Genomic DNA, 23,047 nt, shown 5'->3' on the forward strand with positions numbered 1-23,047 from the left:
TCAGTATGCACCCGTCTACCCTGTTCCAGTTGGCCCTGATGGGCTTGTTTGTTGCCAGCATCCCCTTGACCATGGTCTGGCTGTCGTCCGACGCCAACAAGTACCGCAAGCTCGTGTGGGTGATGGCCTTCCTTACCTTCGACCTGATCGTGTTCGGCGGCTTTACCCGCCTGACCGATTCCGGCCTGGGCTGCCCGGACTGGCCGGGCTGCTATGGCGCGGCAAATCCTTTCATCGCGCACGAGCAGATCGCCGCCGCCGAGGCGCTGATGCCGACCGGGCCGGTGACGAAAGTCAAAGCCTGGATCGAGATGATCCACCGCTACCTGGCCATGGGCATCGGCGTGCTGATCATGGCGCTGATGTTCCAGTCGATTCGCCAGTGGCGCAAGACGAAGCTCGACGCCTTCAAGCCGGCCATGCCGGTGGCGCTGTTCCTGTTCGTCTGCGTGCAGGGCGCGTTTGGCGCATGGACCGTGACGCTGAAGCTGCAGCCGGTGATCGTCACCATCCACTTGCTGCTGGGCATGGCGCTGCTGGCCATGCTGGTTTGGCTGGGTGGGCGCGAGGATTACCTGATGCAGCCGCCGGCCCCTGTGCGCGACATCGCCGGCTTGAAAGGCCTGCGCACGCTGGCGCTGGTGGCCGCCGTCGTGCTGGTCGTCCAGATCGCGCTTGGCGGGTGGGTGAGCACTAACTACGCCACCCTGGCCTGCGACGAATTCCCCCTGTGCGACGGCAAGTTCATCCCTGAAATGGACTTCGAGCACGGCTTTACCCTGTGGCGCGAACTCGGCAAGACCGCCGCCGGCCACTACCTGCAGTTCTCGGCGCTGGTGGCGATCCACTGGGTGCACCGGAATTTCGCGGTGCTGGTGACCGTCGTGCTGGGCCTGGCCGCCTGGCGTGCGATGCGCCAGCCGCAGCTGCGCAAGACCGGACAACTCATCGCCGCCATCCTGCTTGCGCAATTGTTCACGGGCGTGGCCACGGTGTTTTTTGATTTCCCGCTTGCCATTGCTGTGTTGCATAACGCTGGGGCGGCTCTCCTCGTACTGACGGTGACCATGTTAAACTACAAGGTCAAGTACCTTCTCGCAGTGTCGCAGCGTACGCCCGCGAATGCGGATGTCCCTGCGAACTCGTATCGATGACCACCTCTACCGCTCTCCCACAGACCAGCCGTATCGCCCAGTACTGGACGCTGACCAAGCCCCGGGTCACCCAGCTCGCCGTCTTTTGCGCCGTGATCGGCATGTTCCTCGCCACCGACGGCTTCCCCGGCTGGCAAGTCCTGATCGCGGGCACGGCCGGCATCTGGCTGCTGGCCGGCGCCGCCTTTGCCGTCAACTGCCTGATCGAGGCCGGGATCGACGCGCGCATGGCCCGCACCGCGCGCCGCGCCACCGCGCGCGGCGAACTCACGCGCAACCAGACCCTGGTGTTTTCCGCCATCATCGGCGGCCTGGGCATGTGGATCCTGTATGCCTTCGTGAATCCGCTGACCATGTGGCTGACCTTCGTCACCTTCGTCGGCTATGCCGTCATCTATACCATCTACCTGAAACCGGCCACGCCGCAGAACATCGTCATCGGCGGCCTGTCGGGCGCGATGCCGCCGGCGCTGGGCTGGGCGGCCGTCGCCAACGAGGTGCCGATGCAGGCCTGGCTGCTGGTGCTGATCATTTTTGTGTGGACCCCGCCGCACTTCTGGGCGCTGGCCATGTACCGGCGCGAGGATTACGCGCGTTCGGGCCTGCCGATGCTGCCGATCACCCACGGCATGGCCTATACCGGCCAGCAGGTGTGGCTGTATTCGCTGGCGCTGGCGGCGACGACCCTGCTGCCGTACGCGGTGCGCATGAGCGGCCTGATTTATCTCGTGGCCGCCGTCATCCTGAACGCCGAATTCCTGCGCCACGCTTGGCGCGTGCACAAGCACTACACCGACCAGGTCGCGCGCAAGGCCTTTGCCTATTCGGTCCTCTATCTCTCGCTGCTGTTCGCGGCGCTGCTGGTCGACCATTACTTCAGGTTCTGACGATGAAAAAACTGCTGTCCCTGGCGCTGCTCGCCGCCGCGCTGCTGCTTGCCGGCTGCGACAAACTGTCTTCGCCGCCGGTATTCAAGAATACCGACCTCACCGGCCTCGATTACGCCAAGGGCTTCAGCCTCACCGACCACACCGGCAAGCCGCGCACCCTGGCCGACTTCCGCGGCAAGCTGGTGGTGCTGTTCTTCGGCTACACCCAGTGCCCGGACGTCTGCCCGACCACGATGGCGGAGATGGCGGCCGTGATGAAGGAACTTGGCCCGTCGAGCAAGGACGTGCAGGTATTGTTCGTCACCCTCGACCCGGAACGCGACACCCAGGAAGTGCTGGCCCACTACGTGCCGGCCTTCGACCAGCGCTTCATCGGCCTGCGCGGCACGCCCGAGCAAACGGCGGCGACGGCCAAGGAATTCAAGGTCTTCGTGTCCAAGGTACCGGGCAGCACGCCGGACAACTACACCGTCGACCACACGGCCGGCAGTTACGTCTTCGACAAGGAAGGCCGTATCCGCCTGTTCGTGCGCCATGGCGGCGGCCCGGCCCCGATCGTTCACGACCTGCGCCAACTGCTATGATGTAAGGAGCCGCGCAAACCTACTGCGCGTCGGATATTTGCGCTGCGCCGCCAAGGCGATAGCTCGCTATACTTTCGTACAGCTGCGCTTCTCCCGCAAATCTCCTTCCGCTCGCTACGGTTTTCGCGGCCCCTTAACCTCATCCAAGGACGGCATGGAACAACGTATCGGAAGAAATTACACCCGCATCGCCACCGTCGTCCTGCTGTCGCTGGGCTGCCTGTACGTCCTCAAGCCCTTCCTGCCGGCGATCCTGTTCGCCGCTGCTGTCGTCATTTCTTCCTGGCCCCTGTACCTGCGCCTGCTGACGGCCATGCACGGGCGGCGCACGCCGGCGGCGCTGACCATGACGCTCTCGCTGACGCTGCTGGTTATCATCCCGCTGGCCATCGTCGCCTACAACCTGGCCGACGACGTTGCCACCACCTTCGGCCAGATGCGGTATTCGCTGGAGCACGGCGAACTGCTGCCGCCGGCGTGGATCCGGGACATTCCTTTTCTCGGCGACACCATCGACGCCTACCTGCGCGAACTGGTCGCCAGCCGCGAGCAAATGCTGGCCCTGGCCCAGCGCATGGTCGAGCCGGCGCGCCACTGGCTGCTGGCCGGCGGCCTGATGCTCGGCACCGGCGTCGTGCAGATGAGTTTGGCCGCCTTTGTCAGCTTTTTCCTGTACCGCGACGGCAAGGCCCTGATTGCCGTGCTGGCCGTGATGATGGCCAAGGTGATGGGCGACGGGGCCGAGTCGGTGTCGGACACCATCAGCCAGACCACGCGCGGCGTGATGTACGGCTTGCTCGGCACGGCGCTGGCACAGGGGCTGGTGGCGGCGGTGGGCTTTGCCATGGCCGGGGTGCCGGCGGTGCCCTTGCTGTCGGTGCTGGTGTTCGTGCTGTCGCTGGTGCCGGTGGGGCCGCCGCTGGTGTGGGGGAGTGCGGCGGTCTGGCTGTTTTCCCAGGGCGAGACCGGCTGGGGCGTGTTCATGGTGATCTGGGGGACGGTCTTGATCAGCGGGGTCGATAATGTGGTGCGGCCGATGCTGATCAGCCGGGGGACCAGCTTGCCGTTCTTGCTCACCTTGCTGGGTGTGCTGGGCGGGGTGATCGCGTTCGGGTTCGTGGGGATGTTCATCGGGCCGGTGCTGCTGGCGGTGGGGTATTCCTTGATGAGCGAATGGACCGGGACGCGCGATCCGATCGTGCGGGCGAACAACGAGGTAACGGACCGGTAGGGTGGGGTCTTTGAGGCGGGGCCTCAAAGACGAACGTGCCCACGCGTGAACGATGAACATTGTTGGCCCGGTTATGTGCCAACACCGCGCATAGATTACGCGTGGGCACAGGAGCGCCCACCCTACCTTATCCAACGCCTCTGGTGGATGCGAACGTGCGTTGAACGCGTGGACGGCGCATGTTTCGCCAATGCGCATGCAGCAAGGTATAGCCGTCCACCCTACGCAAACGTACGCTGGATCAGGGCCGTTTCGGTTCGGCCAGCAGCGCGCGCAGGCGGTCGAAGTCGATCGGCTTGGTCAGGTGGTGGTCGAACCCGGCCTCGAACGCGAGCTGGCGGTCGCTGGCCTGGCCCCAGCCGGTGGCGGCGATCAGCAGCATGTCCTGGCCGCCGGGCAGCAAACGGATGCGCCGCGCCAGCTCATACCCGGTCAGGTCCGGCAAGCCGATGTCGAGCAGCGCCACCTGCGGGCGGAAGGTCTCCAGCAGATTCAGGGCGGCGGTCGCCGTGTGCACCGTCTGCGGCGTGCAGCCGCTCATCGACAGGAACATGGCCAGCATCTCGGCGGCATCGACGTTGTCGTCCACCACCAGCACGCTCGTGGGCGCCACCGCATCCTCGACGCCCGTGGCGGCGTCCGGCATGCCCTGCACCGGCGCCAGCGGCAGGCGCACCGTGAAGGTGCTGCCCAGGCCTTCGCCGGCGCTCCAGGCTTCCACGCTGCCGCCGTGCAGGGCGACGATGCCGCGCACCAGGGCCAGGCCGATGCCCAGGCCGCCCTTCGAGCGTTGCAGCGCCGGTTCCAGTTGCGAGAACATGGCAAAGATCGTGCCCAGCGCATGCTCGGGAATGCCGATGCCGTTGTCGCGCACGGCGATCAGCGCCTGCTCGCCGTCCAGGCGCAGGGTCAGCGAGATGACGCCGCCGTTCGGCGTGTACTTGCAAGCATTCGTCAGCAAATTCACCAGCACCTGGCCCAGGCGGGTCGGGTCGGCGTCGACCACCACGCCCTGCGCCTCGATGTGCAGATTCAGGGTATGCGAGGCCGCGCGCATCATGTAAGCGACGTCGTCGACGGCGGCGTGCACGATGTCGGCCAGCACCACCGGCTCGCGCCGCAGCTCCAGGCGGTTCTGGGTGATGCGCGACACTTCCATCAGGTCGTCGACCAGGTGGGCCATGTGGCGCAACTGGCGGTCGAAGACGTCGAGCAGCCCTTTCTCGGTCACCGGCCGCGCCGGGTCGAGCTTCAGGATTTCCAGCGCGCTGCGCATCGGCGCCAGCGGGTTGCGCAGTTCGTGCGAGAGCGTGGCGAGGAATTCGTCCTTGCGGCGGTCGGCGTCCGACAGTTCCGCGTTCAGGCTGCGCAATTGGGCTTCGGCGTCCAGGCGCGCGTCCAGGGCCTGCTCGGCGGTCTTGCGCGCGGCCAGCAGCTCGCGTTCGTAGGAGCGGCGCTCGTTCATGGCCTGCAGCGACCATTCGTCGAAGATGCGGCCGTCCACGGTGCGGCGCCCGATGCTCACCAGCACCGGCACGCGCTGGCCGCCGGCGTCGCGGATTTCCATCTGCAGCTGGCCGACCGAGCCTTGCACCTGCAAGATCGGCAGACAATGGGTCTGGTGGAAGATGCGGGCGCCGACCGGCAGCCGGTCCTGGATCCTGATCTTGTTCACCAGCGCCGCCTGCGAGTAGCCCAGCCAGCGGCACAGGGTGGCATTCACGCGCAGGATCAGGCCGGCGGCGTCGGTGACGAGCAGGCCGCAGGGCGCCTGCTGGTAAAGGGAGGCGTCGTCGGGCAGGCCGCTCAAGCGCGGGCCTCCACGGCGTCGAGGAAGGCGAGGGCAACGCGCGCGCTTTCTTCGGGCGCGCTCATGTGCGGACAATGGCCGATGTTGCGGATGACCTGCAGCTGGCTGCCCGGCATGTTGCGGTGCATGTAATCGCCCACGTCGAGCGGGGCCAGGGCGTCGTCGCTGGCTTGCACGATCAGGGTCGGTACACGCACGCGCGGCAGGTCGGCGCGGTGGTCGATCGTGAAGCCGACGCGGGCGAAATGGCGCGCGATGTCCGGGTCGTTGCGGCAGAACTTGTTTTCCAGCTCGGCCGTCAGTTGCGGCTGGTCCGGCGCGCCCATGATCACCGGCGCCACGCCGCTCGACCAGCCGAGGTAGTTGGCGTCCATGGTGTCGAGCAGCTCGTCGATGTCCTGGCGGGTGAAGCCGCCGCGGTAATCGGTATTGTTGATGTAGCAGGGCGAAGGCGACAGCATGATCTGGGCCAGGAAACGCTCGGGCGCCTGGATGCCGGCCAGCATGCCGATCATGGTGCTGACCGAATGGCCGATGAAGATCACCGGGCCGTCGGCGAATTCATCGATGACTTCGAGCAGGTCGTCGACATAGCCCTGCAGCGTGTTGTACTTCGTGCGGTCGTAGGCAGACAGGTCGGAATTGCCGCTGCCGACCAGGTCGAAGGCGACAATGCGGTAGCGTTCTTCGAAGGCGGGCGACAGGAAGCGCCAGACAGCCTGGTCGCAGCCGAAGCCGTGCAGGAACACCACGGTGGTGGTGCTGCGGCCGGAGATCGTGACGTTGTTGCGCTGGCGGACACTCATGCGATGTTCGGACTGGAAAGCGGAAACAGGCGGATGGGATCGATTATACCGTTGCGCCGGGCTCCGACCTACCTTGCGAGCGGAAACTTCGATGCACAGCGTCCGAATGTTACCTTAAATCAACGCAAATCAGCCATGGTCGTCTTCGTCCTCGCCACGTTCCAGGCGCGGGATGACCTTCACCAGCAGGATACGCGGGCCGTTCGTCTTCTTCACGACCACGTCGAACTTCGGGAACTCGATGCGCTGGCCCTGCTTCGGAATGTCGCCCAGTTTCGCCATCAGCAAACCGCCGACCGATTCGACGTCGTCCAGGCCCATTTCCTCGTTGTCGATGTCGATGCCGAGCAGGCGTTCCAGCGAATAGATCGGCAGGCTGGCCTTGCCGATGTAGGTGCCGTCGGCTTGCGGCAGCCAGTCGTTTTCGTTGAGGCGGAATTCGTCGCGGATCTCGCCGACCATCGCGCCCAGCAGGTTGTCGAGCGTGATGAAACCGACCGGGCGTTTGCCCTTTTCGCCGATCAGGGCGAAGTGCGGGGCGCCGGTACGGAAGCGGCGGAAGATGTCCTGGGCCGGCGTACGCGCCGAGATCGTCTCGACCGGACGCAGGTATTGCGAGAGGTCGGCGATGTCCTTGCCCGACTGCTGGGCAAAGAACAGGTCCTTCAGGTGGATCACGCCCAGCACTTCCTCGCCTTCTTCGTCGAAATAGGGATAGCGCGAAAAGCGGTTGCGGCGCACCGTGTCCAGGTTTTCCTCGATCGACAGGTCTTCGTGCAGGGCGATGACTTCGTTAATCGGGCGCATCAGGTCGGACACGGCCATTTCCGAGAATTCCAGCGACTGCGCCAGGATGTGGCGCTCGTCGTGGGTGAACTTTTCCTTGCCGGTACTGGTGTTGGTGCGCAGGATCAGCTTCAGTTCCTCGGTCGAGTAATGGGTGTCGTGGCTGCCGGCGCCGGACAGGCCGGCCACGCGCAGCACCATGTTGGCGCTGGCGTTGAGCACGAAGATGAAGGGGTACATGGCCCAGTAGAAGCCGTACAGGGGCAGGGCGCACCACAGCGCGACCGACTCGGGAATGCGGATCGCCAGCGATTTCGGCGCCAGTTCGCCGACCACGATGTGCAGGAAGGAGATGACGCTGAAGGCGATGACGAAGGAAATACCGTGGATCAGCTGTTCGGAAGTCACGCCGACAAAGGCGAACACCGGTTCGAGCAGGCTGGCAAAGGCCGGTTCGCCGACCCAGCCCAGGCCGAGGGAGGCGAGGGTGATGCCCAGCTGGCAGGCGGAGAGATAAGCGTCGAGCTGGCCATGGACCTTGGCGAGGATGGCGCCGCGCAGGCCGCTGGTTTTGGCGATGGCACGCACGCGCGTCTTGCGCAGGGTGACGATGCCGAATTCCGCCGCCACGAAGAAGCCGTTCAGTGCAACAAGGAAGAGCGCCAGAACGACAAATAAAATATTTTCCATATAACAGGTGAGTTGATAAAGGCGAAACTGATAAGCATTGTACAACTCAAGCGGCGCCGAGCATTCCTTCATGCACGGCGGCGAGGATGGCTTCGACCGCGGGATGCTGGATCTTGCGCTCGTTCGAGATCGCATAGAAGCGTTCGCGCAGCGCCGGCACGCGGCCCACGACCTCGGCCTGCAGCTGCTCGGCCAGGTCGGCGGCCAGCGCCGCCGGCGCGAAGAACAAACCGAGCCCGCGCCGGCCGAAGGTGTTCAGCAAGGCGTTGTCCTCGAACTCGCCGACCACGTCGGGATGCACGGCGTTCAGTTCCAGCCATTCGTCTATCCTGCCGCGCAATGCATTATTGCGCGTAGGCAGCAAGAACGGCGCGCCTTTCAATCCCTTCGGGAAATCCTCCCCCCACCGTGCGGCCAGGGCTTTGGTCCCGACCACCAGCATCTCGCTTTCGAACAGCAAGTGGCTGAACACGCGCAGGGTGCTGCCGGTGGCCAGCGGGTGGTCGGTCAGCACCACGTCGAGCTTGTGCAGGGCCAGGTCGGCCAGCAGGGCGTCGTGCTGGTCTTCGAAGCAGACCAGGCGCACCGGCGTGCTCAGCGCGGTCGTCGCTTCCAGCAGGCGGAAGGCGGTCAGCTTCGGCAGCGAGTCGGCGATGCCGACCGTCAGGCGGGTGCGCAGGTTGCCGGCGCCATCGAGCGCTTCCTGCATCTGCTCGCCCAGCAGGAAGATCTGGTCGGCGTAGCCCAGGGCCAGGCGGCCGGCTTCGGTGAGCGTCAGGCGCCGGCCTTGCTGGGTGAACAATGATTTTCCCACGGCCTGTTCAAGCAGGGTAATCTGGCTACTGACGGTCTGCACCGCCAGGCCCAGGCGTTCGGCCGCGCGCGTGATGCTGCCTTCCTTGGCGACGACCCAGAAATAATGCAGGTGGCGGAAATTCGTGACCGTGTTTTTCATACTCTTCCGTTTTTACGAAGTAATGCTTCGATTATCTTCGCTTTTTCTATGAGGCGTCCAGCTCTACACTGCGCCGTATCAAACTTTTATTGAGGGGAAAACAAGATGAAGCACTTCAGAGGATCATTCCTCGTTACTGCAATCTGTCTGACCTTGGCTGCCTGGTGGGGTTACGACCATGGCGGCTTGTCGGGCATGCTGACGGCGCTCGGCGTTGCCGTGATCCTGTCGGTGATGGAGGTCTCGCTGTCCTTCGACAACGCGGTGGTCAACGCCTCGGTGCTGAAGGGCTGGGACGAGTTCTGGCTGAAGCTGTTCCTGGGCCTGGGCATGATCATCGCCGTGTTCGGCATGCGCCTGGTGTTCCCGCTGGTGATCGTCGCCGTGGCGGCCGACCTGGGGGCTACCGAGGTGTGGAACCTGGCCTTGACCGATCCGAAGGCCTTCTCGGGCCACCTGACGGCGCACCATGCGGAAGTGGCGGCCTTTGGCGGTATGTTCCTGCTGCTGGTCTTCCTGAACTTCCTGCTGGACGATGAGAAGGAAATCCACTGGCTGGGCAACTTCGAGAAGAAGCTCGGCGCGCTGGGCAAGGTGTCGTCGATTTCGGTGATGGTGGCCTTGGCCTCGCTGCTGTTCGCATCGACCTTCGTTGATGCCGGCCAAAGGATGGTGGTGTTGGTGGCAGGTATCTGGGGCATCCTGGTCTATGTCGGCGTAGACATGATCAGCAGCCTGCTGGAAAAGAGCGAGTCGGATGAAAACAGCAACGTGGGCGACATGGTCAAGCGCGGCGGTATCGGCGGCTTCCTCTACCTCGAGGTGCTCGATGCATCGTTCTCCTTCGACGGCGTGATCGGTGCGTTTGCGATCACCTCGGATGTCGTGATCATCATGCTGGGCCTGGCAATCGGCGCGATGTTCGTGCGTTCGATGACGGTGTTCCTGGTCCGCAAGGGCACGCTGGACGAGTTCGTCTACCTGGAGCACGGCGCGCACTATGCGATCGGTATCCTGGCCGTGATCATGCTGGTGAGTATGCATGTGCATGTGCCTGAGCTGATCACCGGTTTGACGGGTGTGGCCTTCATTGTGGCTTCGCTGTGGTCGTCGATCCGGTACAAGAAGAAGCATGCCGCGCTGGAAGCGGCGGAAGCGAAGCAGTTGGCTTGATCGCAGGAGGGACGGTGGCCGGTGGGTTGCCACCGTCTCGATAGGGAAAGGTTGTACAGGTGGGTTCAAGAACCCACCCTACGACCGGCAGTAGGGTGGGTTCTTGAACCCACCATATCCCGGCAGCACAGTATTACAGATTAACGCGGCAGCGCCGCACAGAACCGCCCGGCGAGTGGCAGAACACCAGCTCGCTGCGCGTACAACCCCGGTGTTCACAAGAAGCAGTCCTCAACTCTAGGAGAAACACATCATGGCAATCAGTCTGCAAAAAGGCGGTAACGTCAACCTGTCGAAAGAAGCCCCTGGCCTGACCAACCTGAAGGTCGGCCTCGGCTGGGATACCCGCGCCACCGATGGCGCCGCCTTCGACCTCGACGGCGCCGTCTTCATGCTGAACTCGTCCGGTAAAGTGCGTTCGGATGCCGACTTCATCTTCTACAACAACCTGAAGTCGGCCGACGGTTCGGTCGTCCACTCGGGCGACAACACCACCGGCGCCGGCGAAGGCGACGACGAAACCGTGTCGGTCGACCTGACCAAGGTGCCGGCCGACGTCGACAAGATCGTGCTGGCCGTGACCATCCACGACGCCGAAACCCGCCGCCAGAACTTCGGCATGGTCGGCAAGGCCTTCATCCGCTGCATCAACGCCAACGGCAACGCGGAAATCGCACGCTACGATTTGTCGGAAGACGGCTCGACCGAAGCAGCAATGATCTTCGGCGAGGTGTATCGTAACGGCGCCGACTGGAAATTCCGCGCCATTGGCCAGGGCTTCCAGGGCGGCCTGGGGCCACTCGCCAAGAACTACGGCGTCAACGTTTAATTAAACAGGTTCGCGGTCCCACGACCGGGGCCGCACCAAGAAAGGAAGCTTAGCAATGCCAACTTTTACCGTGACCGGGGATGTCGATCCCTTCCTGCACGTGTCGATGAGGAAGGGCGAGACCATCTATTGCGAATCCGACGCGATGGTGATGATGGAATCGACGCTCGACCTGAAAGGCAAGATGAAGGGCGGGCTCGGCAGCGCATTGATGCGCACCTTCGCCAACGGCGAATCCTTCTTCCAGCAGCACATCGAAGCCGCGCGCGGCGACGGCGACTGCCTGCTGTCGCCGACCCTGCCGGGTGCGATGCAGATCGTCGACTGCGGGCCGAACCACTACATCATCAGCGACGGCGCCTTCGTGGCCGCAACGTCGGGCGTGGACCTGAAGGTCCGCACCCAGAGCCTCGGCAACGCGCTGTTCGCCAACAGCGGCGGCTTCTTCGTCACCGAGACGACGGGGCAGGGCCAGGTGGTGGTGTCGGGCTTCGGATCGATGTCGATGCTGGAAGTGGAACCGGGCAAGGATGCGATCATCGACAACTCGCACGTGGTGTGCTGGGACAGCACGCTGCGCTACGAGATCTCGATCACGACCGGCACCAGCGGCGGCTTCCTGGGTAACCTGATCAACAGCCAAACCAGTGGCGAGGGGATGGTCCTGCGCTTTTCGGGCAAGGGCAAGGTCTACGTGTGTTCGCGTAACCGCACCGCCTTCAAGGCCTGGATGCAAACCCCCGGCAAATAACCAAAGGAGCAACACAATGTCAGTCAGTCTGCAAAAAGGCCAGAAAATCTCGCTCTCGAAAGAAGGCGGCGGTGCACTCACCCGTGTCACCATGGGCCTGGGCTGGGATGCCATCAAGACCAAGGGCTTCCTCGGCTTCGGCAGCAAGACCGAAAGCGTCGACCTCGACGCCTCGGTGGTGATGTTCGACGAAGCCAACCGCCCGGTCGACGTGGTCTGGTTCCGCCAGTTGAAGAGCAAGGACGGCAGCATCGTCCACACCGGCGACAACCGCACCGGCGCCGGCGATGGCGACGACGAGCAGATCAACGTCGATCTGTCGGCGGTGCCGGCCGGCGTGAAGTCGCTGGTGTTCACGGTGAACAGCTTCACCGGCCAGAACTTCTCGCAGGTGCAGAACGCCTACTGCCGCCTGGTCGACGCGTCGGGCAACAAGGAAGTCGCACGCTACGATCTGTCGGTGCAGGGCGCCCACACCGCGCAGGTGATGGCCAAGCTGTACCGCCACAACGGCGAGTGGAAGATGCACGCGATCGGCGAGAATGCCAGCGGGCGTACGTTTGACGATCTGATGCCGTCGATTACGGCGCATCTGTAATCCGTTTGATTGCGTAGTACACGAACCGGGGCCTGTGCCCCGGTTTTTTTATTATGTGAAGTTCCGAGGCGCCCGTCCAGACACGCGGCGTGAACCGTACGGTGGGCACCCCGTGCCCACGCGGTGACGTGCGTCTCCTTTCTGCGTTTGCGGCGACTGCTCGCCCCCAAACCCCAAGCCTGGCCAGCCGCCTTCCTGGCCGTCCCATGCACCGCGAGCGACACCTCTCCGCACGTGTCCCCCAGCCACGCACGTAACCGCGTGGGCACGGCGTGCCCACCGTACGATCGGGGCCGCGTGCCTGGTTGAATCCTTTGATATTTCTTGTTGACATGCTTTTGGTTAACGTCTACTGTATTAAGTAACTAATACAGCTATACACCATGACCAACCACGCCGCCCATTTGTTTTCGATCTCGACCGGTTCCGCCGAGCCGATCTACCGCCAGCTGGTCGACCAGGTCAAGCGCCTGGTCGCCGCCGGCCAGATGGCGCCGGGCGACGGCCTGCCTTCGGTACGCGAAGTCGCCCAGGCCCTGGCCCTGAACCCGATGACCGTCTCGAAAGCCTACAGCCTGCTCGAGATGGAAGGCGTGCTGGCGCGCCGCCGTGGCATGGGCATGGAAGTAGCCGCCCGCGCAGGCGGCGGACAGAGCGCCACAGAACGCGCCGAATTGCTGCGTCCAACACTGGAGCGCGCCGCCATGGAGGCGCGCCAGCTCGAACTCGATTCCGACACCGTCCTTTCCCTCTTCATCCAGATCCTGAAGGAACAAGCATGACCACAGCCATCATCCAGAGCGCCGCGATCAGCAAGCATTTCGGCAGTGCCTCCATCCTGCGCCAGCTCGACTGGCAGATCATGCCGGGGCAGGTCATCGGCCTGCTGGGCCGCAACGGCGCCGGCAAGTCGACCTTGCTCGAATGCCTGCTCGGCCTGCGCGAAACCGATTCGGGAACGGTACGCATCTACGGCGAGGACGTGAGCCAGCTGAGCGACGCCACCCGCGCCCGCATCGGCTACGTGCCGCAGAAATCCGACCTGTTCGAGTGGATGACGCCGCGCCAGATGCTGGATTACTTCAGGGCCCTGTACCCGCGCTGGAACGGCGCCAAGGTCGACGGCCTGCTGGAACGCTGGGGCTTCGACAAGCTCATGCAGAACAAGCCGATCAGCAAGCTCTCGGGCGGCGAACAGCAGCGGTTATCCATCATCCGCGCGCTGGCGCACGACCCGGAACTGCTGGTGCTCGACGAGCCTGTCTCCGCGCTGGACCCGGTGGGCCGCCGCGACTTTCTGCGCGAGCTGATCGACAGCGTGATCGAGCGCGGCACCACGGTGGTGTTCTCGACCCACATCCTGTCGGACCTGGAGCGCGTGGCGCTCGACCTCGCTTTCCTGAAAGACGGCAGGATCGCCCTCCAGGGCCGCCTCGACGAGCTGCTCGAAGGCGCGCGCCGCGTGGTGGGGCCGGCGTCGCTGCTCGACGGCAAGCCGCTGGCCGGCGAACTGCGGCGCCAGCGCGCGCAGGACGGCACGGTCAGCATCATCACCCACGGCGGCGCCGGCCTGGCGCTGCTGGGCAAGGAGGCCGGCGTGCGCGTCGAGCCGCTCAGCCTGGAAGACCTGTTCATCGAGGTGACCCAATGAAGACCGTTCTCAAGGACTACTGGCTGGTCTGGCGCATGGCCTTCAGTTCGCGTGCGCGCCACGCGAGCGCCATCGTGTTCGGGCTGTCGGCACTGGGCGCGATCGTGGTGCCCCTGCTGATCCTGCTGAAGGAGAACGACCTCCTGCTCGCTGCCGGCATGTCGCTGCGCGTGGCGGTGACCGGCGTGGTGCTGGGCTGGATGCTGTACTTCGTGCCCGGCGCGGTGAAGCTGAACACGCCCGCCGCCGCGCGCCTGGTGCCGCGCCTGCGCCGCCGCCTGATCGAAGTGACGGTCCTGGTGTGGGCGCTGGCGGTGGCCATGGCCACGCTGTTGTCGCTCAACACCAAGCTGCCGACGGCGCTGGTACTGCTCGGCACCGGAGGCTGGATCGCGGCCTTCGGGCTGGCGCAGAGCGGCCAGAAGCTGGGTACCTGGGTGCAGTTTGCCTTTACCGGGAGCTTCGTCTTCCACCGCCACATCCCGCCGGCGCTGTTCGAGGGCGTCCAGCACGGCACCGGTTTCGCGGTTGCGCTGCTGCTGATGCTGGCCTTTGCCGCCTATGCGCTGCAGGCGATGTTCCTGAACGGCGGCGAGCGCCATTACGCGGCGCGCGAGGCCCAGGTCCTGCAGATCGAGCGCATGTCGCCCACCGGCCAGTTCAGGGAGCGCAGGCAGAACCGCTTCGGTGCCTCGCTCTACCGCTGGGTTTTACAGCGCGACAGCGCGGCGCGCAACAGCGGCCGCCTGCTGGCGCACCTGCTGGGCGCGCGCAACCACTGGGTCAACCGGGCCGTCGTACTGGCCGCGATCGTGGCGCTGGCCGGCGTGGCCTTGCTCGTGATGCATGCGAAGGCCGGTCCGGAGACGCGGCAGCTGGTCAAGGACATCGGCTGGATGTTTCCGCTGCCGCTGCTGCTGGGCGCGATGTTCGACACCGAGAAGCGCAACGTGCGCCTGAAGGACACGGCGGCCGAGCAGGCCCTGGTGCGCCTGGCGCCCCCGCTGCCGGCCGGCGCCCCGGCCTTCAACCGCAAGGTCGCCGTCATGCTGCTGCGCACCGCACTGCTCGAATGGGCCATGCTGGCGGGAGCGGTGCTGTGCGTGGGCGTGATGACCGGCGCCTCGGCCGCGAGCCTGTTTACCCAGGCCTGCCTGTGCTGCCTGACGCTGCCGCTGGTGGGCGCGACCCTGCGCGACCATGCGCACCGCAGCGGGCTGCTGGGCTGGCGGCTGCTGCTGGGATTTGCGCTGTCGCTCGCCGTCAGCGCCGGGGTTGGCATGGAACTGAACCGGTTCACGGGCCTGCCGCCGGCGGTGGGTGCGGCGCTGGCCAGCATCGCCATCGCCGCCGTGCTGGTCGCCCGCGGGTTCCGGCGCGCGGAGACGGCGCCGTATGCCTTCCCGGCGGGGCGCCTGGCGTAAGCGGTTTTTGTAGGGTGGGTCGGTCCGCGTGCGGCTTGAACCCACCGCTACGGCATGCGATCAGTCGCGGTGGTGTCGTGTAGCCCCAGGCCGCATGCGATCGGTCGCGGCGGTGTCGCGTAGCCCCTTCAGTGCGCGCGCCGCTGGACCAGGGCGGTGCCGACCCCATGCCGCTTGCCCTCGCTGACCGCCGTCACCGTTCCATCCGGATTGAACACGATGGCATTCGCCGCGCCGATCTCCTCGGCCGGCGCTTCCCACTTGTGGCCGAAGGCCGCCAGGGCCTTGGCCTGGGCGCTGCCGGCAAACCCCGGCTCGACCGACGTCGACACACCGTTGCGCTCCGACAGGCGCGGCGCATCGATCGCCTCGTGCATCGGCATGCCGAAGTCGACGTGATTGACGATGGTCTGCAGCACCGTGGTGATGATGGTCGCGCCGCCCGGGCTGCCGATACTGAAGGCCGGCTTGCCGTCCTTGAGTACGATGGTCGGCGCCATGCTGCTGCGCGGCCGCTTGCCGGCTTCGGGCACGTTCGGGCGCGGGCCGGAAAAGTCGAAGTCGGTCATCTCGTTATTCAGCAGGAAGCCATAACCCGGCACCACGATGCCGCTGCCGCCCCAGGATTCGATGGTAAAGGTGTAGGAGACGACATTGCCTTCCTTGTCCGACACCGTCAGGTGGGTGGTGTGCGGGCTTTCCTTCCCCATGGCGCGCGGCTGCGGGCGCAGCGGGATGCTCGGGTCATCCTGGAAGACGTACGGGTCGCCGGCTGCTACCTCGCTTGCCGCGCGTTTCTGGTCGATCTGCGCGCGCCGCCGGGCTGCGAACTCCTTCGACAGCAGCCCCGCCACCGGCGCATCGACGTATTCCGGATCGGCCAGATAGGCATTGCGGTCGGCAAAGGCGAGGCGGCTCGCTTCCAGGTAGAGGTGCTCGGCCTGCGCACGCGGCAAGGCCTTCAGGTCGTAGCCTTCGAGGATGTTCAGGGCCTCGGCCACGGCGATGCCGCCGCTGCTCGGCAGCGGCATGCCGTAGACCTGGTAGCCACGGTAAGAACTGACGACCGGCTGGCGGATGCGCGCCTCGTAGTTGGCCAGGTCGGCCAGCGTCATCCTGCCGGCGCGGACGGTGGCGCCGGCAGCGAGCGGCGGCGTGTTCACCGCCGCGACGATGGCGCGCGCCATCGGCCCTTCGTAGAATGCCTTGTAGCCGCGCGCGGCGATCTCGCGGTAAGCCTTGGCCATGTCCGGATTGCGCAGCTGGGGGCCGGGCGTGACCGCCTTGCCGTTCCTGAGATACAGCGCGCTGGTGGTCGAAAACTGCTGAAATTTTCTTTCATTTTCGCGCGTCAAATGAGAGAAAGTTTCATTGACCGTGAAGCCCTTATTCGCCACATCGATGGCCGGCGCCAGCACCTGCTTGAACCCCATGGTGCCGTAGCGTTCCAGCGCCTCGTGCCAGCCGCGCACCGTGCCCGGCACACCGACCGCCGCGCCGCTTGCCACCGCTTTTTCGAAGTCGATCTCCTTGCCGTTCTCCAGGAACACCGCCGGCGTGAAGGCGCCTGGGGCCGTCTCGCGGTGGTCGATGGTGATCACGCGCTTGTCCTTGGCCAGGTAGATCACCATGAAGCCGCCGCCGCCGATGCCGCAGCTGAAGGGATCGGTCACGCCCAGCGTGGCCGCCGCAGCCACGGCGGCATCGACGGCATTTCCGCCCTGGTCGAGGATGGCGAGCGCCGATGCGGACGCCTGTTCGCTGATGGTGGCAACGGCGCCGCCGCTGCCGGTGGCGACCGGCGTTTTTGCCGCGGCGAAGGGTGCGTGCAGGACGATGGACAGGGTGAAGGTGCAGGCAAGGACGGTCTTGTTCATGAAGGCAGGCATCCGGCAGGGAAAGGTCCCAGCAGCATAGCAAGAAAGCAAAAAAACGGTCGTTTGATCCAGCTCATCCACGTCATAAACACGTCATATTCGCTGGCTAGACTTCGGTTCGTCACTTAACCAACCCCGAGTTACGACAATATGAAAATCAAGCACATGTTCAAAACGATGATCGCTGGCGCTGCTGCAGCAATGGTGATGTCTTCGGCGTTCGCTGCCGACGTGACCGGCGCGGGCGCAACCTTCCCGTACCCGATCTACGCCAAGTGGGCCGAGTCGTACAAGGCAGCCACCGGCACCGGCCTGAACTACCAGTCGGTCGGCTCGGGCGCTGGCATCAAGCAGATCAAGGCCAAGACCGTCGACTTCGGCGCGTCGGACATGCCCCTGAAAGCCGCTGAACTCGACGCCGAAGGCCTGATGCAGTTCCCGGCCATCATGGGCGGCGTGGTCACCGTGGTCAACGTCGACGGCGTGGCCCCAGGCCAGCTGAAGCTGACCGGCCCGATCGTGGCCGACATCTACCTGGGCAAGATCACCAAGTGGAATGCCCCTGAAATCACCGCCATCAACCCGGGCGTGAAACTGCCGGACACCGACATCACCGTCGTGCACCGCGCCGACAGCTCGGGCACCTCCTTCCTGTTCACCGACTTCCTGTCGAAGACCAGCCCGGAATTCCAGCAGAAGATCGGCGCCAATACCGCCGTGAAATGGGCGGTCGGCGTGGGCGGCAAGGGCAACGAAGGCGTCGCCGCTAACGTGCAGCGTATCAAGGGCTCGATCGGCTACGTCGAGTGGGCCTATGCCAAGAAAAACAAGCTGTCGCACACCCAGCTGAAGAACAAGGACGGCCAGTTCCTGCAGCCGGACGACGAGAACTTCAAGGCCGCCGCCGCTGCCGCCGAATGGACCAAGACCCCGGGCTTCGCCGTCATCCTGACCGACGCCGCCGGCAAGAACAGCTGGCCGATCACCGGCGTGTCCTACATCCTGATGCACAAGGCCCAGGCCGACGCCACCAAAGGTAAAGAAGTCGTGAAGTTCTTCGACTACGCCTACAAGAACGGCGCCCCTGCCGCCGCCGAACTGGACTACGTGCCGATGCCGGCATCGGTCGTCAAGCTGGTGCAGGACGCATGGAAGGCCAACCTGAAGGATGCATCGGGCAAGGCGATCTACTGATCCGGATTGATCGATCACAGGACGGGGCGACAAGCCCCGTGTCGGGCTGGCCGTGGGTGACTTTGCGGCCAGGTTTTAGCGGCGGTTCCAGGAATGGGGCCGCCGCTTTTTTTCGTATGTGGATGGATTGGCTCGTCGGCCATGTACCGTGATGTGGGCGTAGGGTGGGTACTCGTACCCACCGGTTGCCGCGGCCGTTATCGATAACCGGGCAACACATGGTGGGTTCGAGAACCCACCCTACAAAAACGGCTCCCGAAGGAGCCGTTTGATACAACGATGCAGCTGTTGGCTTACACGTACGCCGCCAGCGCACCCTTCATTTTCTTCAGCGCCGCCGATTCGATCTGGCGAATCCGCTCCGCCGACACGCCGAACTCCTCGGCCAGCGTATGCAGTGTCGCACCCGAGCCATCGTCATTCGCCAGCCAGCGCGCTTCCACGATACGGCGCGAACGCGGATCGAGCTTGCCCAGCGCCGTTTCCAGGCCTTCCGACTGCAGGCGCGTGACCTGCTCGGCTTCCAGCACCTTGGTCGGTTCCTGCTGGTCCGACGACAGGTAGGCGATCGGCGAGAACTTGTCGTCTTCGTCGTCGGTTGGCGCTTCCAGAGCGATGTCGCGGCCCGAGAGGCGGGTTTCCATCTCGATGACTTCCTCGCGCTTGACGTCCAGCATCTTGGCCAGCTCGTCGACCTGGGTCGGCGTCATCGCGTCCAGGCCCACTTTATTGCTGCGCAGGTTGAAGAACAGCTTGCGCTGGGCCTTGGTCGTGGCGACCTTCACCAAACGCCAGTTCTTCAGGATGTATTCATGCATCTCGGCCTTGATCCAGTGCATCGCGTACGACACCAGGCGCACGCCCTGGTTCGGGTCGAAGCGCTTCACGGCCTTCATCAGGCCGATGTTGCCTTCCTGGATCAGGTCGGCATGCGGCAGGCCATAGCCCAGGTAGCCGCGCGCGATCGACACCACCAGGCGCAGGTGGGACAAGACCAGCTTTTGTGCGGCGTCGAGATCGTTTGCCTCGCGCAGCCGCTTCGCCAGCGATACTTCTTCCTCGTGGGTCAGCATAGGCAGACGGTTCACCGCGGAAATATACGCGTCGATGTTACCGAGATTGCCGGTGAAGCCAAGTCCCAGGGCACGGCTGCTGGTGGTCGGAACCAATGCGGATTGTGCGGACATTATCTTTTCCTCGTAGAGTAATTTCTGCTGCATCTCAGCGGCGGGACAACCCCGCGGCGTGATTTTTTCGGTCTTGAAGCCGGATGCAAGCGAACCCATTTACCATTCACTTGAGCTACAGTTTAGCACTCTCCGGTGGGGAGTGCTAGCGACCCCCTCGGAATGGCAGGGGTGTTTAAGTCTGGCTAAAGTATTGCAATTAAGCATCAATTTGCGCCCGGTCTACTGTAGAGCGATTCGTTGCTTTGCTATTGAGTTATCTCAAACGTGTGTCTGTTGCGTGTGACCTTGAGGCACAGCGTAAAGGCGCGTGGAACCCTGTTTCTGTTAGTTGCCTCACAAAGCCACGCGTTCGGAATCGGGCGAGGCAAAGTCCTACTTCGCTGATGGAAGTAGACGCACAAGCAGGGGACTTGAAAACGAAGAAGGTGATTCCACCCGGACAGACCACAGCAGCAGTCTGCCCGGGGGAAGAAGGCGTCAGTTCAGGCGCGCCAGGTGACGCTGCACCGACAGCATGGCCCCGATCAGGCCCAGGCCGGCGCTGATGGCCAGCAAGCCGGCCACTTCCGGCGCACTCAGCGGCGCCAGCTGGAATTCCGAGGCATACAGGCGGGCAAACTCGGCAATCGCCGCGTTCAGCGGTTGCAGGGCCAGCGCCACGCCGCCCAGGGCCACCGCGCCGGCGCACAGGCCGAGCAGGGCGCCGGTGTAATAAAAGGGCCGGTGGATGAAGTTGTCGGTCGCGCCCAGCAGCTTCGATACAGCAATTTCCTCGCGCTGGGTCAGCACCTGCAAACGAATCGTGTTGAACACCACCGCAATCACCACCACGCCCAGCGTTACCGCCAGCAACAGCAGCACCAGGCGCAGCACGCCCAGCAGGGCGGCGAGGCGCTTGACCCAGGCCGAGTCCACCTGCACGGTGTCCACGTGCGGCAACTGCTGCAGTTGCTCGACCACGGCGTCGATGCGCGCGGCATCCGCCGCGCTGGCCGAGCCGGCCAGCTTCATCACGTAACTGTCGGGCAGGGGATTGTCGCCCAGCGTGTCGAGCGCGGCGGACAGGCCGCTGCGCGCCTTCAGGTCGTCCAGCGCCTGTTCACGCGGGATGAAGGTGATGCTGGCCTTGTTATCGTCGATGATCTGGCGCAGTTGCGGGCCGAGCGCCTGCGCTTCCTCGCGCGTGGCCTCGGGCTGCACGAACAGGCTGACCTCGGGATCGACCGATAGCTGTTCCGACATCGGCCGCACGTTGTCGAGCAGGGTGATGCCGGCAAACGGCAGCGCCAGCGCGACAGCGACGACCAATACGTTGAACAGGAAGCTGCCCGGCGCCTTGCGCACGGTGGACAGCGCCGCGCCGAGCGCGAAGTGGTGTTGGCGGATCCACGGGCTCATGCCGCACCTCCCGCGTCGACGTCGAATTCCCCTGTGGCGGGGCTGCCTGGCTCGCCGCTCGATACCAGCTGACCATGTTCCAGGCGGATCACGCGCGCCGCACCGTCGAGCACCTGCTCGTCGTGGGTCGAGATCAAACATGTCACGCCAACCGAGTTAAAGGCGCGCAAGGCGTCGAGCACCTTGTCGGCCGCTACGCGGTCGAGGTTCGCGGTCGGTTCGTCGGCCAGGATGATCTGCGGACGGTTCACGATGGCACGCGCGATCGCCACGCGCTGCTGCTCGCCGCCGGACAGTTCCAGCGGGTGCGCCCTGGCCCGTTCCAGCAGCCCGACCTTGTCGAGGGCGGCGCGGGCGCGCTGCTCGGCCTGCGCCTTGGGCGCGCCGGTGACGAGCAAGGGCAGCATGGTATTCGCCAGGATATTCCGGTCGTTCAGCAGGCGCTGGTGCTGGAAGATCAGCCCCAGGTTACGGCGCAGGAAAGGAACGCCCGCCTTGCGGATCTTGCCGATGTCCTGCCCGAACACGATCACGCGCCCGCTGCTGGGGCGCTCGATGGCGGCCACCATTTTCATCAGGGTCGACTTGCCGGCGCCGGACGGGCCGGCGAGGTACACCAGCTCGCCCTTGCCGATGTTCAGCGACACGTCGCGCAGGGCGGTCGCATCGGCGGAGTATTTCTTGGATACGGAGTGGAATTCGATCATTGGTGATGTTTATCCCAGCAGCGCTTCGACGAATTCTTCGGCATTGAAAGGCTGCAGGTCGTCCAGCTTTTCGCCCACGCCGATGAAGTAGACCGGCACCGGACGCGTACGCGCGATCGCCGCCAGCACGCCGCCCTTGGCGGTGCCGTCGAGCTTGGTGATCACCAGGCCGGACAGTTGCAGGGCGTCGTCGAAGGCCTTTACTTGAGCGAGGGCGTTCTGGCCGGTGTTGCCGTCGATGACCAGCAGGGTCTCGTGCGGCGCGCCATCCGCGCCCTTGCCGATCACGCGCTTGATCTTCTTCAGCTCTTCCATCAGGTGCAGCTGGGTCGGCAGGCGGCCGGCGGTGTCGACCATCACGACGTCGACGCCGCGCGCCTTGCCCGACTGCACCGCATCGAAGGCGATCGCCGCCGGGTCGCCCGACTGCTGCGAGATCACGGTGACGTTGTTGCGCTGGCCCCAGACCATGAGCTGCTCGCGGGCGGCGGCGCGGAAGGTATCGCCCGCAGCCAGCAGCACCGACTGGTCGAAGCGCTGCATGTGCTTGGCGAGTTTACCGATGGTGGTGGTCTTGCCGGCGCCGTTCACGCCCGCGATCATCATCACCAGCGGCGCATGGCGGCCGAGTTCCAGCGGCTTTTGCAGCGGCTGCAGCATCTCGATCATCAGCTCTTTCAGCGCGGCCTTCACGGCGGCGGCGTCGAGCAGCTTGTCTTCCTTGACCTTGCGTCGCAGGTTGGTCAGGAGGTGCTCGGTGGCATCCATGCCGGCGTCGGACATCAAGAGGGCGGACTCGAGTTCCTCGTACAGGTCTTCGTCGATGCGGGCGCCGACGAACAGCAGCGACAGATTGCTGGAGGTCTTGGACAGCCCGGCCTTCAGGCGCGCCATCCAGGATTTCTTTTGCTCGGCGGGCGAGGTCGGGCGTTCGGCGGTTTCCTCGATGACGAGGGCGGGTTCGGCGGCCAGGCTGGGCGCCGGTTCAGGAATCGCGATCGGCGCGGGCGCAGCCGGCGTTGGCGCAGGTGTAGGCGCAGGCGTCGGCACATTGACGACAGGCTCGACCGGCGCCGGGGTTTCTGCTTCGGCTTTTTTTCTCTTGAAGAAACTAAACATGGGTATCTGGTGGGAGCGACTGCATGCACATGCCGGCATGGCGCCGGCACGATGAAAAGGATCGCAGTATTTTACCAGAGCACAGTAATGACGAATACGCAAGTCCCGGCCGTGTGCCGGTGCTGCCATCCTGCCGGCCTAGAGCGCCTAACAAAACCTTCAGGGCAAGGCGCAGTGGCGAAGACAGTACGCCTGTACGGCGAGACGCTGCAACGCAGCCATGGAGGTTT

General features: G+C 64.6%; 21 protein-coding genes. 12 read left to right on the top strand and 9 right to left on the bottom strand.

The genetic code is table 11. The features are described 5' to 3' along the window. The first annotated feature begins 5 nt into the window (after window positions 1–5). The 4 genes from QPK31_RS25165 (at window position 6) to QPK31_RS25180 (ending at window position 3,859) form a co-directional block, all read left to right on the top strand. On the top strand, window positions 6–1,154 hold the full coding sequence (locus QPK31_RS25165) for a heme A synthase (RefSeq protein WP_290425637.1): 1,149 nt from the start codon (window positions 6–8) through the stop codon (window positions 1,152–1,154). Continuing rightward, window positions 1,151–2,041 carry a heme o synthase gene (cyoE, locus tag QPK31_RS25170; protein WP_290425638.1) on the top strand — a complete coding sequence of 297 codons (891 nt, stop codon included), beginning with the start codon at window positions 1,151–1,153 and terminating at the stop codon, window positions 2,039–2,041. The genes QPK31_RS25165 and cyoE overlap by 4 nt, the downstream gene beginning before the upstream one ends. A gap of 2 nt (window positions 2,042–2,043) precedes the next feature. Further along, window positions 2,044–2,628 (top strand): SCO family protein, encoded by a 585-nt coding sequence (locus tag QPK31_RS25175; protein ID WP_290425639.1) that lies wholly within the window; start codon window positions 2,044–2,046, stop codon window positions 2,626–2,628. Window positions 2,629–2,782: 154 nt separating this feature from the next. Then, window positions 2,783–3,859: an AI-2E family transporter gene (locus QPK31_RS25180; RefSeq protein WP_290425640.1), complete on the top strand. Its 1,077-nt coding sequence runs from the start codon at window positions 2,783–2,785 to the stop codon at window positions 3,857–3,859. Between the two features lie 241 nt (window positions 3,860–4,100). Here QPK31_RS25180 and QPK31_RS25185 read toward each other — a convergent pair whose 3' ends face one another. The 4 genes from QPK31_RS25185 to nhaR form a co-directional block, all read right to left on the bottom strand. Beyond that, entirely contained in the window at window positions 4,101–5,669 is a 1,569-nt protein-coding gene (locus tag QPK31_RS25185; protein ID WP_290425641.1) for an ATP-binding protein, read from the bottom strand. Continuing rightward, window positions 5,666–6,475: an alpha/beta fold hydrolase gene (locus QPK31_RS25190; RefSeq protein ID WP_290425642.1), complete on the bottom strand. Its 810-nt coding sequence runs from the start codon at window positions 6,473–6,475 to the stop codon at window positions 5,666–5,668. Before QPK31_RS25190 ends, QPK31_RS25185 begins: the two co-directional genes overlap by 4 nt. A 129-nt stretch (window positions 6,476–6,604) precedes the next feature. Next, window positions 6,605–7,951, bottom strand: coding sequence for a hemolysin family protein (locus QPK31_RS25195; RefSeq protein WP_290425643.1), 1,347 nt, complete (start codon window positions 7,949–7,951; stop codon window positions 6,605–6,607). Window positions 7,952–7,997: 46 nt separating this feature from the next. Further along, window positions 7,998–8,906, bottom strand: coding sequence for a transcriptional activator NhaR (gene nhaR, locus QPK31_RS25200; protein ID WP_290425644.1), 909 nt, complete (start codon window positions 8,904–8,906; stop codon window positions 7,998–8,000). A 105-nt stretch (window positions 8,907–9,011) separates the two neighbouring features. On the opposite strand from nhaR, the gene QPK31_RS25205 reads away from it, so the two are divergent. The 7 genes from QPK31_RS25205 to QPK31_RS25235 all read left to right on the top strand — a co-directional run bounded on the left by QPK31_RS25205 (window position 9,012) and on the right by QPK31_RS25235 (window position 15,332). Continuing rightward, the gene (locus QPK31_RS25205) at window positions 9,012–10,079 is read left to right on the top strand and encodes a DUF475 domain-containing protein (RefSeq protein ID WP_290425645.1); all 1,068 of its coding nucleotides are present in this window, start codon (window positions 9,012–9,014) and stop codon (window positions 10,077–10,079) included. 253 nt (window positions 10,080–10,332) lie between these two features. Next, window positions 10,333–10,908 (top strand): TerD family protein, encoded by a 576-nt coding sequence (locus tag QPK31_RS25210; protein ID WP_290425646.1) that lies wholly within the window; start codon window positions 10,333–10,335, stop codon window positions 10,906–10,908. Window positions 10,909–10,963: 55 nt separating this feature from the next. Then, the gene (locus QPK31_RS25215; RefSeq protein WP_290425647.1) at window positions 10,964–11,659 is read left to right on the top strand and encodes a TIGR00266 family protein; all 696 of its coding nucleotides are present in this window, start codon (window positions 10,964–10,966) and stop codon (window positions 11,657–11,659) included. Between the two features lie 16 nt (window positions 11,660–11,675). Next, window positions 11,676–12,257 carry a TerD family protein gene (locus QPK31_RS25220; RefSeq protein ID WP_290425648.1) on the top strand — a complete coding sequence of 194 codons (582 nt, stop codon included), beginning with the start codon at window positions 11,676–11,678 and terminating at the stop codon, window positions 12,255–12,257. A gap of 383 nt (window positions 12,258–12,640) precedes the next feature. After that, on the top strand, window positions 12,641–13,039 hold the full coding sequence (locus tag QPK31_RS25225) for a GntR family transcriptional regulator (RefSeq protein WP_290425649.1): 399 nt from the start codon (window positions 12,641–12,643) through the stop codon (window positions 13,037–13,039). Next, complete coding sequence (locus tag QPK31_RS25230) at window positions 13,036–13,908, top strand: ABC transporter ATP-binding protein (RefSeq protein ID WP_290425650.1); 873 nt, start codon at window positions 13,036–13,038, stop codon at window positions 13,906–13,908. Before QPK31_RS25225 ends, QPK31_RS25230 begins: the two co-directional genes overlap by 4 nt. Then, entirely contained in the window at window positions 13,905–15,332 is a 1,428-nt protein-coding gene (locus QPK31_RS25235) for a hypothetical protein (protein WP_290425651.1), read from the top strand. Before QPK31_RS25230 ends, QPK31_RS25235 begins: the two co-directional genes overlap by 4 nt. A gap of 128 nt (window positions 15,333–15,460) precedes the next feature. Here QPK31_RS25235 and ggt read toward each other — a convergent pair whose 3' ends face one another. Continuing rightward, window positions 15,461–17,209, bottom strand: coding sequence for a gamma-glutamyltransferase (ggt, locus tag QPK31_RS25240; protein WP_290425652.1), 1,749 nt, complete (start codon window positions 17,207–17,209; stop codon window positions 15,461–15,463). 150 nt (window positions 17,210–17,359) lie between these two features. Between ggt and pstS the strand changes: the two genes are divergently transcribed. Beyond that, the gene (pstS, locus tag QPK31_RS25245) at window positions 17,360–18,403 is read left to right on the top strand and encodes a phosphate ABC transporter substrate-binding protein PstS (RefSeq protein ID WP_290425653.1); all 1,044 of its coding nucleotides are present in this window, start codon (window positions 17,360–17,362) and stop codon (window positions 18,401–18,403) included. A gap of 293 nt (window positions 18,404–18,696) precedes the next feature. Here pstS and rpoH read toward each other — a convergent pair whose 3' ends face one another. The 4 genes from rpoH to ftsY form a co-directional block, all read right to left on the bottom strand. Continuing rightward, window positions 18,697–19,590 (bottom strand): RNA polymerase sigma factor RpoH, encoded by an 894-nt coding sequence (gene rpoH, locus QPK31_RS25250; protein ID WP_229438014.1) that lies wholly within the window; start codon window positions 19,588–19,590, stop codon window positions 18,697–18,699. 480 nt (window positions 19,591–20,070) lie between these two features. Then, complete coding sequence (gene ftsX / locus QPK31_RS25255) at window positions 20,071–20,991, bottom strand: permease-like cell division protein FtsX (RefSeq protein WP_290425654.1); 921 nt, start codon at window positions 20,989–20,991, stop codon at window positions 20,071–20,073. After that, on the bottom strand, window positions 20,988–21,698 hold the full coding sequence (locus QPK31_RS25260; protein ID WP_290425655.1) for a cell division ATP-binding protein FtsE: 711 nt from the start codon (window positions 21,696–21,698) through the stop codon (window positions 20,988–20,990). Before QPK31_RS25260 ends, ftsX begins: the two co-directional genes overlap by 4 nt. A 9-nt stretch (window positions 21,699–21,707) precedes the next feature. Beyond that, the gene (gene ftsY, locus QPK31_RS25265) at window positions 21,708–22,817 is read right to left on the bottom strand and encodes a signal recognition particle-docking protein FtsY (RefSeq protein ID WP_290425656.1); all 1,110 of its coding nucleotides are present in this window, start codon (window positions 22,815–22,817) and stop codon (window positions 21,708–21,710) included. Window positions 22,818–23,047 lie beyond the last annotated feature (230 nt).

The organism is Massilia sp. YIM B02769 (assembly GCF_030411995.1).
In the GTDB taxonomy this organism is placed as follows: domain Bacteria; phylum Pseudomonadota; class Gammaproteobacteria; order Burkholderiales; family Burkholderiaceae_D; genus Telluria.

Excerpts from the sequence above, each read along its gene's own strand:
- QPK31_RS25235 (WP_290425651.1), top strand. The coding sequence starts at position 13,905 with ATGAAGACCGTTCTCAAGGACTACTGGCTGGTCTGGCGCATGGCCTTC.
- QPK31_RS25230 (WP_290425650.1), top strand. The coding sequence starts at position 13,036 with ATGACCACAGCCATCATCCAGAGCGCCGCGATCAGCAAGCATTTCGGC.
- ggt (WP_290425652.1), bottom strand. The coding sequence starts at position 17,209 with ATGAACAAGACCGTCCTTGCCTGCACCTTCACCCTGTCCATCGTCCTG.
- QPK31_RS25190 (WP_290425642.1), bottom strand. The coding sequence starts at position 6,475 with ATGAGTGTCCGCCAGCGCAACAACGTCACGATCTCCGGCCGCAGCACC.
- QPK31_RS25195 (WP_290425643.1), bottom strand. The coding sequence starts at position 7,951 with ATGGAAAATATTTTATTTGTCGTTCTGGCGCTCTTCCTTGTTGCACTG.
- QPK31_RS25205 (WP_290425645.1), top strand. The coding sequence starts at position 9,012 with ATGAAGCACTTCAGAGGATCATTCCTCGTTACTGCAATCTGTCTGACC.
- nhaR (WP_290425644.1), bottom strand. The coding sequence starts at position 8,906 with ATGAAAAACACGGTCACGAATTTCCGCCACCTGCATTATTTCTGGGTC.
- cyoE (WP_290425638.1), top strand. The coding sequence starts at position 1,151 with ATGACCACCTCTACCGCTCTCCCACAGACCAGCCGTATCGCCCAGTAC.
- QPK31_RS25225 (WP_290425649.1), top strand. The coding sequence starts at position 12,641 with ATGACCAACCACGCCGCCCATTTGTTTTCGATCTCGACCGGTTCCGCC.
- QPK31_RS25175 (WP_290425639.1), top strand. The coding sequence starts at position 2,044 with ATGAAAAAACTGCTGTCCCTGGCGCTGCTCGCCGCCGCGCTGCTGCTT.
- QPK31_RS25180 (WP_290425640.1), top strand. The coding sequence starts at position 2,783 with ATGGAACAACGTATCGGAAGAAATTACACCCGCATCGCCACCGTCGTC.
- rpoH (WP_229438014.1), bottom strand. The coding sequence starts at position 19,590 with ATGTCCGCACAATCCGCATTGGTTCCGACCACCAGCAGCCGTGCCCTG.
- QPK31_RS25260 (WP_290425655.1), bottom strand. The coding sequence starts at position 21,698 with ATGATCGAATTCCACTCCGTATCCAAGAAATACTCCGCCGATGCGACC.
- QPK31_RS25210 (WP_290425646.1), top strand. The coding sequence starts at position 10,333 with ATGGCAATCAGTCTGCAAAAAGGCGGTAACGTCAACCTGTCGAAAGAA.
- ftsX (WP_290425654.1), bottom strand. The coding sequence starts at position 20,991 with ATGAGCCCGTGGATCCGCCAACACCACTTCGCGCTCGGCGCGGCGCTG.
- pstS (WP_290425653.1), top strand. The coding sequence starts at position 17,360 with ATGAAAATCAAGCACATGTTCAAAACGATGATCGCTGGCGCTGCTGCA.
- QPK31_RS25165 (WP_290425637.1), top strand. The coding sequence starts at position 6 with ATGCACCCGTCTACCCTGTTCCAGTTGGCCCTGATGGGCTTGTTTGTT.
- ftsY (WP_290425656.1), bottom strand. The coding sequence starts at position 22,817 with ATGTTTAGTTTCTTCAAGAGAAAAAAAGCCGAAGCAGAAACCCCGGCG.
- QPK31_RS25220 (WP_290425648.1), top strand. The coding sequence starts at position 11,676 with ATGTCAGTCAGTCTGCAAAAAGGCCAGAAAATCTCGCTCTCGAAAGAA.
- QPK31_RS25215 (WP_290425647.1), top strand. The coding sequence starts at position 10,964 with ATGCCAACTTTTACCGTGACCGGGGATGTCGATCCCTTCCTGCACGTG.